The organism is Bacteroidota bacterium, from assembly GCA_017303975.1.
In the GTDB taxonomy this organism is placed as follows: Bacteria; Bacteroidota; Bacteroidia; order JAFLBG01; family JAFLBG01; genus JAFLBG01.
Genome location: JAFLBG010000044.1, coordinates 19,891 through 29,913, shown reverse-complemented (window position 1 = coordinate 29,913; position 10,023 = coordinate 19,891). Strand labels below are relative to the sequence as shown.

Below are 10,023 nucleotides of genomic sequence, written 5' to 3'. Positions count from 1 at the left end.
AAACTTGTTCACCTCATCATTTATTAAGTAGCTTAATACTGGATGTGTTGGATAATACGATTGAATAATTACTTTTCCTTGTTTATTTTTTCTACCTGCTCTGCCTGCAACCTGCGCAATCATTTGATAGGCTCGTTCATATGACCTAAAGTTTGGAAAATTAAATAGTGAATCGGCATTGGGAATGCCAACCAATGCTACATTATCAAAATCTAACCCCTTAGTTACCATTTGCGTTCCAACCAAAATATCAACGCCACCATCTTCAAAATCTTGAATTATCTTTTGGTAGGAAAATTTAGAACGTGTTGTATCTAAATCCATTCTATCAATTTTAGCATCAGGTAAAAAATGTTGCAATTCTTCTACAATTTTTTCGGTACCAAAACCTAACATTAAAAGCTTGGTGTTACCACAAGCCTCGCACTTAGCTGGCGGCTGCGTTGTATAGCCACAATAATGGCATTTTAACTCGTTTTTATACTTGTGGTAAGTTAGAGACACGTCACATTGCTTGCATTGGGGCACCCAGCCACAGTCGGTACATTCAATAATGGGCACAAAACCTCTTCTGTTTTGAAATAATATTACCTGCTCTTTCTTAGAAAGTGAATTAGTTATCTCATTCAGCAATTCATCGCTAAAAAGCGATTTCATTTTTTTCTTTCTGCTCTCCTCCTTAATATCAACAATAAGTATTTCGGGCAGTTTAACATCTGTAAACCTTTTAAGCAAAGCGGCATAACCATATTTATGTTGCTGTGAATTGTAATAACTCTCTAGACTAGGAGTAGCGCTACCTAACAAAACCTTTGCGTTATGTAGTTTCGCTAAATAAATTGAGGTATCTCTTGCATGATAACGAGGCGCTGGGTCGTATTGCTTGTACGAATGATCATGCTCCTCATCTACAATAATTAATCCCAACTTGCTAAATGGCAAGAACAAGGATGAACGCGCACCTATAATTACATCAAATTGTTTGGGAGAGTTTTCTGTAACTAAACTACGCCACACCTCTACACGTTCGTTGTCGCTATATTTTGAATGATACACTCCTACTCTATCTCCAAATTTTTTTCGAAGCCTATTTATCAATTGCATCGTAAGTGCAATTTCGGGCAATAAATACAACACTTGTTTCCCTTTGGCTATCTGCTCTTCGATTAGTTTAAAATAGACTTCGGTTTTTCCACTGGCTGTAACACCATGCAATAGTGCTACATCTTTGGATTTAAACTGCTCTTTCAATGAGTCGAAAGCCTGTTGCTGCTCAGTTGACAATAGTTTATCTACCTTTTCATTACCGGTATCTACAAAACGACTTACCTCTTGCTGAAAAAGTTTAAATACATTTTTCTCTACCAACTTATCAAGCGCTACCTGATTAGTGTTGGCAGCTTTAAGCAAATCTGTCTTTTTTATTATTTTGTATTTTTCATCGCTATCAATTTTAGACAGTTTTAAATATGTCATTAAAATTTCCAGCTGCTTAAATGCCTTTTTCTCCAACGTTTCGAAAATAGCACGTTGATTCGCTTCATTCTTCGCATACTCAGTAAGCTCTACATACCATTCTAATTTTGGCTTGTAACGCTCCTTTATCTCTTCAAAAAGAAGAACAATGTTTTTATCAGTTAACCTTCGTAAGATAGCATGTACAGGCCTATTGGAAAGCAATTGATAAATTTCGTTAATGGTTAAAATGGAATTTATTTCTAATGCTTCGTAAATAATAAATTCATCGTCACTTAAGAATTCAACTATTTCCTTTTTTCGTATTTCATCAGAAAACAGCTCTTCATTCAATACAACCTTTGTTTCGCTGCTCAATTTAAGTCCGGCAGGCAAAGCGGCATTCATCACGTCACCTTCGCTACACATATAATACTCTGCTATCCAGCTCCACAGCTTACCTTGAAACTCATTTACAATGGGAGATTCATCTACCACATCATCTATATATTTAGCAGTATAATTTACAGGAGCCTGATGGTGTATTTTTTTTATTAAAGCGGTATAGAGTTTATTTCCTCTAAATTGAACAATAACGCGCTTCCCTAAATGTATTTGAGAAATTAATTTTTGAGGAACTCTATAAGTAAAATACTTTGCCAAAGGTATTGGCAATAATACATCTACAAATGTGGCTAGTGGTTCCAATTAAGAAGTAAAGATATGTCTGATAATAACAAAAGTGCTGTCGATGTTCATAATAAGAAGAACCGACAGCTCTTTCATTAGTATCTTAAATTCGAAAACTAAGCCAATACCTTTTTCACTAAATCAGCCGCTTCTTGCAATTCAATTGCAGAAAATACTTTTAAGCCTGACTCATCAATGATTTTTTTGGCTTCTACTGCATTAGTACCTTGCAAACGCACAATAATAGGAACTTTAATAGAACCCATGTTTTTATACGCATCTACAATACCCTGTGCAACGCGGTCGCAGCGAACAATACCGCCAAATATATTTACCAATATAGCTTTTACCTTCTCGTCTTTTGTAATAATTCTAAATGCTTGCTCTACACGGGCTGCATTGGCAGTTCCACCTACATCTAAAAAGTTAGCAGGCTCTCCACCAGATAATTTAATAATGTCCATAGTTGCCATTGCTAAACCGGCTCCGTTTACCATACAGCCAACATTTCCTTCTAATTGCACGTAATTCAAATCAAAGCTTTTTGCTTCTACTTCGGTAGGATCTTCTTCGGTAACATCACGAAGCTTAGCTAAATCCTGATGACGGAACAATCCATTACCATCTAACGTTACTTTAGCATCTACGGCTATGACTTTGTTATCTGAAGTTTTTAATAAAGGATTTATCTCAAATAAAGAAGCGTCAATACCTTCATACGCTTTGTATAGTGAAGAAACAAATTTTATCATCTCCTTCAACGCTTGACCATCCAATCCTAAGTTAAAAGCTATTTTACGAGCTTGAAAATCTCTTAATCCTACTTTAGGATCAATTTCTTCTTTGTGAATTAGATGTGGAGTTTTAGCCGCCACTTCTTCAATCTCCATACCACCTTCGGTAGAATACATAATAATATTTCTACCTTTTGTTCTATCCATCAATACACTCATGTAAAATTCCTTTGTTGGAGTTTCTCCGGGATAATATACATCTTGCGCAATAAGTACTTTATTTACTTTTTTACCCTGTGGACCTGTTTGGCGGGAAACCAAATTCATTCCGATGATTGATGCTGATTTTTCTTTTACTTCATCTAATGTTTTAGCCAATTTAATTCCTCCTCCTTTACCACGGCCTCCTGCATGTATTTGAGCTTTTATTACCCACCAACCTGTTCCAGTCTGCTTCTGTAAGTCTGCAGCAGCTTTTACAGCCTGTTCGGCTGTATCAGCAACAATACCTTCTTGTATAGCTACACCATAGCTTTTTAATATTTCTTTACCTTGATATTCGTGTAAGTTCATAAATTATAGATGTATAAATGTTTGATAGTAAAAATATACTTTTTAGGCTAATAGTAAAATTTATTGTCAGTATTTATTTAAAATCGCTAAAATCTGCTTTCTTTGCCATGTGATTGAAGCCAAAAACATACAAAAAAGATACAATTCGTTACAAATTTTGAAGGGTGTTGATGTTACCATCAAAAAGGGCGAAATTGTATCTATTGTTGGAGCTTCTGGTGCAGGAAAAACGACTCTTTTACAAATATTAGGAACGCTTGACAAAGCGGATGCAGGGCGTATAACCATAAATAATGTAGAAGTAAATACACTTTCCGACAAGAAATTGGCAGCTTTTAGGAACAAAAACATTGGATTTATTTTTCAGTTTCATCAATTATTACCAGAATTTACTGCAATTGAAAATATTTGTATTCCGGCATACATTGGCGGTGTCTCAAAAAAAGATGCGGAACTAAAGGCAATGGAATTACTTAATTTATTAGGACTATCCGACCGAGCTCAACACAAGCCATCCGAATTGTCGGGGGGAGAGCAACAGCGAGTTGCTGTAGCGCGAGCCTTAATAAATTCTCCTGCGGTAGTTTTTGCAGATGAACCCTCCGGAAATCTAGATTCTGCCAATGCAAAAGAACTACATTCGCTCTTTTTTACCTTACGCGAAAAATTCAACCAAACGTTTGTAATTGTTACACACAACGAAGAATTGGCAAACATGGCAGATAGAAAATTAGTGATGAGAGATGGAATAATAATGTAATTGAGAATTGAGAATTTAAAATTAAGAATGTAGAATGAGTGTCGTTCGTTAAGCCTACACAGATATTTCGACAACCTGCTTGTTGAACTTTTGGTTAAAAACATCCTTAAAATAAAAGACATTGAATATAGAATTATGAATTATATTGCATTTTCAACTTTTAATTTAACATTTTTAATTTCGAACTTCGTTCGGTAAAATGGCTGAAAATTTAATAGATATACGAAACCGAAAGGCTTCTTTTGAATATACTTTTCTAGATAAGTTTATTGCAGGAATAAAACTGCAAGGCACGGAAATAAAATCTATTCGCAACAGTCAGGCTGCGATAAATGATGCATTTTGTTCATTTATAAAAGATGAATTATGGGTAATTAACATGCACATTGCCGAATACGACAAGGGCTCGTATGCAAATCACGAACCTAAACGAAATAGAAAATTACTACTCAATAAACAAGAGCTAAAAAAGCTTACCAACAAGCTCAAAGATCAAGGATTAACTATTATTCCGCTAAAACTTTTTATAAACGATAAAGGATTTGCCAAGCTAGAAATAGCGCTGTGCAAAGGAAAAAAGCTCTTTGATAAACGTGACGATATAAAGAAAAGGGACACTGAAAGAGAATTACAAAGAAAATTAAAATAAAAATCCCCCTGCTAAAAAGCAGAGGGATTTTTATTTTAGACTTATCTAAAATACTAGAAGTGTAAGTTCAATGTTAGTTGAGCACTACCACCACCCAAAACACTATTATTGATATCTGTATCAATTATGAAAGATGAACTTCCTGGATTTTCAACTTCAGTTTCTCCTTTAGCTTGAGAAGTTCCATCCCATGCTTCAGAAGTAGTTTTAGTTTTACCACCAGTTGAGAATCCAATACCCCATCCAAACTCACCACCAATAGACATTTTAGGGAAAATAAAATACTCTGCACCAATAAATCCTCTAACACCTAAACCAAATCCCATTTTTTGTTTGTAGGTAAGTATTCTTCCTCCATAAGGAGCATTCAGGTTACCAACACTACTATTACCAACACTTACAGTATAGTTAGTAGATATTGCTTGTGTATTAGTTGCAGTAGTTGAATAATCGTTTCCGTATTCAAACTTAGCACTTCCTGAAGTTAGTCCTATCATACCTTCTCCACCATAAAACCCTTGCAATCTAGTTTTGCCTCTTCTTTTTTCAAGACCAACACCTACACCAAAGAAGGTAGTTCTTGATTTAGCTTTATCTTCTACAACAGGAGCTAAATTTGGAAAAGTTACTGCTGATGTATTAGAAGCATCTGCAATATTAGTTTTTTGTGAAGATGAATTCATACCCAAACGCAATTTTACTCTATAGGCAGTTTTTTCGTCTTTAAACATTTTGCCCATAATCATAAAATTGGTGTTGGTGTATCCAACTGTAGGAGATGTAGATCCAGTAGTAGATAACATTCTTCCTGCATAATTTAAAAATGGAGAAGCGTCAACACTAATTGCCCAATCATTAGCTTCAGGCAAAAAAGGTTCTCCTTTTTTTGATGTAAGATCTTGTGCATAAACACTAGAAATCCCTAGTGCTATGGCAACTGAGAGGATTGATTTTTTCATAAATTGTTGTTTTTGGTTATAAGTGCAAGTTATAAGCTTACCGAACTATTTTTACAACGCCCACAAAGGGATTATTAACACCAACATGTTAATTGTGCACTATTGTTTTTGCTCTAATAAAGGCACAAAGCGGAATTCGCCCAATTCTTGCTTAGTAATTTCCGTATCTGATTTTTTTTGTAACAATGTCATTGTTTGCACATCTCCTGCACCAACTGGAATAACCATCCGGCCTCCTACTTTTAACTGCTTAATCAAATCTTCCGGAATAAAAGGCGCACCAGCGGTAACTATAATTTTATCAAACGGAGCAAAAGCCGGAAGACCTTTGTATCCATCGCCATAAAAGAACTTGGGAGTATAATTTAACGTTGGTAAAAATACTTTTGTTTTATCGTACAATTCTTTTTGTCGTTCTATAGTAAAAACTTTAACTCCCATCTCGCACAAAACAGCCGTTTGATAACCAGAACCAGTTCCTATTTCTAATACTTTTTCTCCTTTCTTTAACTGCAATAGTTCGGTTTGAAAGGCAACTGTGTAGGGCTGCGAAATTGTTTGTCCTGCCCCTATCGGAAAAGCTTTGTCTTCGTATGCAGCATATTCTAAAAATATGGTGTCCATAAACAAATGGCGAGGTATTGTATCTACTGCCTTCAGTACATTTTCATCTACTATACCTTTCCGCCTTAACTCTTCAACAAGTTTCTTTCGTAATCCTTTATGTTTATATGTATCGTTTAGCATGTGTGCAAAGTAAATTTTATTTCATTGGATTGTGAATTGTCTACCAACAAACTTTTCATCATTGGATTGTGAATATATTTTAGACTAGTGCCATAAACTCATTCGAATAGCTGTTTATTTTTAGAGCACAAAACTTAAAGCAATTATGAGTAAGCTAAAAATAGGCGTTATTGGTGCCGGTCATTTAGGTAAAATACATATCAAACTTATTAAAGAAATAGCCAATTATGAATTAGTAGGCTTTTATGATGTGGACGAAAATGCCGTAAGCAAAGTGGTTTCGGAATATGGAGTTACTCATTTTCCAATTGTTGATGATTTAATTGATGCGTGCGATGTGTTAGATATTGTTACCCCTACAATTTTTCATCATCAATATGCTGTTAAAGCGCTAAAAAAAAGCAAACATTTATTTATAGAAAAACCACTAACACATACCTTGATTGAAGGTAAATCGCTCTTAAAATTAGCAAAAGAAGCTAATGTAAAAGTACAAATTGGGCACGTAGAACGATTCAATCCGGCTTTTGTAGCTGCAGTTCCTTACGTTGATAATCCATTATTTATTGAGTCGCACAGACTAGCTCAATTTAATCCCAGGGGAACCGATGTGTCTGTGGTGTTAGATTTAATGATACACGATATTGATATTATTTTAAGCTTAGTGAAAGCAAATATTAAACGAATAAGTGCTAGTGGTGTAGCTGTTGTTAGCGAAACGCCCGATATTGCTAATGTTCGCTTGGAATTTGACAATGGTTGTGTTGCCAATCTTACAGCAAGCAGATTATCGATGAAAAACATGAGAAAAACTCGTCTTTTTCAAAAAGATGCTTATTTATCTATCGATTTTTTAGAAAAAACAACCGATATTATTCGATTAAAGAAATTGGAAGGAGAGGCAGACCCACTTGCAATAACAATAGATTTGCCTAACAACAGAGGTGTAAAACAAATATATTTTGAAAAACCAGAGTGCAAAGAAATAAATGCCATAAAAGAAGAGCTAACAGCACTTGCTTATGCAATAAATAACGACACGCAAACAGCTGTAACCATTGAGGATGGATATAAAGCACTCGATATTGCATTCAAAATAATAGAAAAATTGAATTTAACATCTGATTTTGTAACCAACGATACAATATCTAATTAATTTTGCCGTTAGCTAGAGGTTGATGAAAAATTACTTTTTTTTATTATTTGTATGTGTTGTGGGTATATCTTGCTCTAAGCTCAATAAAGATGAGCCTATACCCTGTTATATACGAATAAATACTATTAATTTACTTACCAATTACCCAAGCCAAGGCAGCAGTACTAATAAGTTTACTGATGCATGGGTATATGTTGACGATAAAATTATAGGCATTTTTGAACTCCCTGTTGTATTTCCGGTAATTGCTACTGAAGGTATTCACGAGATAAAAATACGTGCCGGTATAAAAAATAACGGGGTAAATAATACACGAGTTGTTTACCCTGTGTGCGACTATTATACCACTAACACCTATTTATTTACAGATAGCGTTATTGTTCTTAATCCTACGGTTACTTATTTCCCAACAACCACATTCAAATGGCTGGAAGATTTTGAAGGTGCATCTTTAAGTTTTACAAAAGCTGCAAGTAGCGATACTATTATAAAAGCAGGCACCTCAGAGGTTTTTGAAGGCTTAAAAAGCGGACTAGTAGAACTTGGCGCAAACGATAATTATTTTGAAGCCATATCCAACCAAAGCTACAGCCTGCCTGCCTCAGGACGCCCCGTATATTTAGAATTTAACTACCACGCTACTCAAAGTTTTGAAGTTGGGGTGTATGTTAATAACGCTAGCATACAAGCATCTGCCATTGTACTAAACCCAACGGAAAGTTGGAACAAAATGTATTTACATCTTACTCCAATTATTAGCAGTAGTAATTATACCGGCCCATTTAAGATATACTTTAAGATTAATAAAAGCACTAGTGATGGAGCTAAGCTATTGTTGGATAACATAAAATTAGTTCACTCGTAGTGATTACACGCATGAATAAAACCATACAAATAATAAAATATTTAGTAAGCGATTTTATTGCTGCGGCATTTGCTTGGACACTGTTTCATATATACAGAAAAACATATATCGAGCCCGAAAAATTTGGGCTTGAAATACCACTAAATTTTGACAAAAAATTCTGGATAAGCTTATTTATTATTTCTTTTTCTTGGATTTTGTTGTACTACCTAGTTGGCTCCTATCGCACTATATACAGGAAGTCTAGATTAAAAGAGATGGGACAAACAATAGTTACATCTCTTATTGGAGTTGTAATTATTTTTTTCATGTTATTATTAGATGATGAAGTTGTTTCCTATAAAACATATTACAGGTCTTTTGTAACATTGCTAAGCTTACACCTACTATTTACAATTCTTTTAAGATTAATACTTACCACTCGAACAAACCATAAGCTTCAGAATAGAGTTATCGGATTCAACACCTTATTGATTGGTAGCAACGAAAATGCATGGAAATTATTTAATGAATTGGAGTCTCAACCTAAATCTGCAGGAAATAAATTTATTGGATTTATTCACATTGACAATAAAAATGGGTTTTCTAGCCATTTAAAAGAGAAACTACCGCATTTAGGAGAACTGAACGATGTACACAGAATTATAAATGAATATGCGGTAGAAGAAGTAATTATCGCGCTTGAATCATCAGAGCATGATAATATTGGTAAAATAATAAACGAAGTAGATGATGCAGGCGTTATTATCAAAATAATTCCTGATATGTACGATATCCTTTCTGGAACGGTGAAAATGAACTCCATTTTTGGCGCACCACTTATTGAAATATCAAGGGAAATAATGCCTGTATGGCAACAGTCTGCAAAAAGATTGTTTGATGTTACATTCTCTTTACTAGTTTTAATTATTGGATTCCCGTTTTACTTAATTATTGCCATTCTCGTTAAAACATCTTCTAAAGGACCTATCTTTTATAGTCACGAACGGATTGGTATACATGGCAAACCGTTTATGATACTAAAATTTAGATCGATGTATGTAGATGCCGAAAAAATGGGACCGGCACTATCAAGTAAAAACGATTCTCGCATTACACCTTTCGGAAAATTTATGCGAAAAAGCCGTATTGATGAGCTTCCGCAATTTTTAAACGTTTTAAAGGGAGACATGTCTATAGTGGGCCCACGACCAGAAAGACAATATTACATTGACTTAATAACTAAAAAAGCCCCTCATTATAAGCACTTACACAAAGTACGCCCTGGCATTACATCGTGGGGGCAAGTAAAATATGGATATGCCGAAAATGTAGATGAAATGGTAATGCGCTTAAAATATGATTTAATTTACATCGAAGACATGTCGTTGTATGTAGATATAAAAATTTTGATTTACACCATTCTTATTGTTCTACAGGGAAGAGGGAAATAATT

9 protein-coding genes are annotated in these 10,023 nt (G+C 34.7%); 5 read left to right on the top strand and 4 right to left on the bottom strand.

The window, feature by feature from the left end:
• Both priA and sucC read right to left on the bottom strand, forming a co-directional pair.
• Window positions 1-2,163: primosomal protein N' (gene priA / locus J0M08_12645; GenBank protein ID MBN8703908.1), on the bottom strand; the 2,163-nt coding region annotated here is incomplete at its 3' end.
• Between the two features lie 98 nt (window positions 2,164-2,261).
• The gene (gene sucC, locus J0M08_12640) at window positions 2,262-3,452 is read right to left on the bottom strand and encodes an ADP-forming succinate--CoA ligase subunit beta (GenBank protein ID MBN8703907.1); all 1,191 of its coding nucleotides are present in this window, start codon (window positions 3,450-3,452) and stop codon (window positions 2,262-2,264) included.
• Window positions 3,453-3,561: 109 nt separating this feature from the next.
• On the opposite strand from sucC, the gene J0M08_12635 reads away from it, so the two are divergent.
• Both J0M08_12635 and smpB read left to right on the top strand, forming a co-directional pair.
• A complete protein-coding gene (locus J0M08_12635; GenBank protein MBN8703906.1) occupies window positions 3,562-4,212 on the top strand; it encodes an ABC transporter ATP-binding protein in 651 nt (216 codons plus the stop codon).
• Window positions 4,213-4,411: 199 nt separating this feature from the next.
• Window positions 4,412-4,861: an SsrA-binding protein gene (gene smpB / locus J0M08_12630; GenBank protein ID MBN8703905.1), complete on the top strand. Its 450-nt coding sequence runs from the start codon at window positions 4,412-4,414 to the stop codon at window positions 4,859-4,861.
• A gap of 53 nt (window positions 4,862-4,914) precedes the next feature.
• On the opposite strand, the gene J0M08_12625 is transcribed toward smpB, so the two are convergent.
• Together J0M08_12625 and J0M08_12620 are read right to left on the bottom strand one after the other, a co-directional pair.
• Window positions 4,915-5,820, bottom strand: coding sequence for a hypothetical protein (locus tag J0M08_12625; protein ID MBN8703904.1), 906 nt, complete (start codon window positions 5,818-5,820; stop codon window positions 4,915-4,917).
• A gap of 99 nt (window positions 5,821-5,919) precedes the next feature.
• Window positions 5,920-6,567 carry a protein-L-isoaspartate(D-aspartate) O-methyltransferase gene (locus J0M08_12620; protein ID MBN8703903.1) on the bottom strand — a complete coding sequence of 216 codons (648 nt, stop codon included), beginning with the start codon at window positions 6,565-6,567 and terminating at the stop codon, window positions 5,920-5,922.
• Between the two features lie 145 nt (window positions 6,568-6,712).
• Here J0M08_12620 and J0M08_12615 point away from each other — a divergent pair, with 145 nt between their 5' ends.
• Genes J0M08_12615 through J0M08_12605 form a run of 3 tightly spaced genes read left to right on the top strand, consistent with a single transcriptional unit; the run spans window position 6,713 to window position 10,021 of the window.
• A complete protein-coding gene (locus J0M08_12615) occupies window positions 6,713-7,723 on the top strand; it encodes a Gfo/Idh/MocA family oxidoreductase (protein MBN8703902.1) in 1,011 nt (336 codons plus the stop codon).
• A gap of 22 nt (window positions 7,724-7,745) precedes the next feature.
• Window positions 7,746-8,588 (top strand): hypothetical protein, encoded by an 843-nt coding sequence (locus J0M08_12610; protein MBN8703901.1) that lies wholly within the window; start codon window positions 7,746-7,748, stop codon window positions 8,586-8,588.
• 11 nt (window positions 8,589-8,599) lie between these two features.
• The gene (locus J0M08_12605) at window positions 8,600-10,021 is read left to right on the top strand and encodes a sugar transferase (protein MBN8703900.1); all 1,422 of its coding nucleotides are present in this window, start codon (window positions 8,600-8,602) and stop codon (window positions 10,019-10,021) included.
• The last annotated feature ends 2 nt before the right edge of the window (window positions 10,022-10,023 follow it).

Coding starts and splice junctions, on each gene's coding strand:
- sucC (MBN8703907.1), bottom strand. CDS start 3,452: ATGAACTTACACGAATATCAAGGTAAAGAAATATTAAAAAGCTATGGT.
- smpB (MBN8703905.1), top strand. CDS start 4,412: ATGGCTGAAAATTTAATAGATATACGAAACCGAAAGGCTTCTTTTGAA.
- J0M08_12625 (MBN8703904.1), bottom strand. CDS start 5,820: ATGAAAAAATCAATCCTCTCAGTTGCCATAGCACTAGGGATTTCTAGT.
- J0M08_12620 (MBN8703903.1), bottom strand. CDS start 6,567: ATGCTAAACGATACATATAAACATAAAGGATTACGAAAGAAACTTGTT.
- J0M08_12615 (MBN8703902.1), top strand. CDS start 6,713: ATGAGTAAGCTAAAAATAGGCGTTATTGGTGCCGGTCATTTAGGTAAA.
- J0M08_12610 (MBN8703901.1), top strand. CDS start 7,746: ATGAAAAATTACTTTTTTTTATTATTTGTATGTGTTGTGGGTATATCT.
- J0M08_12605 (MBN8703900.1), top strand. CDS start 8,600: ATGAATAAAACCATACAAATAATAAAATATTTAGTAAGCGATTTTATT.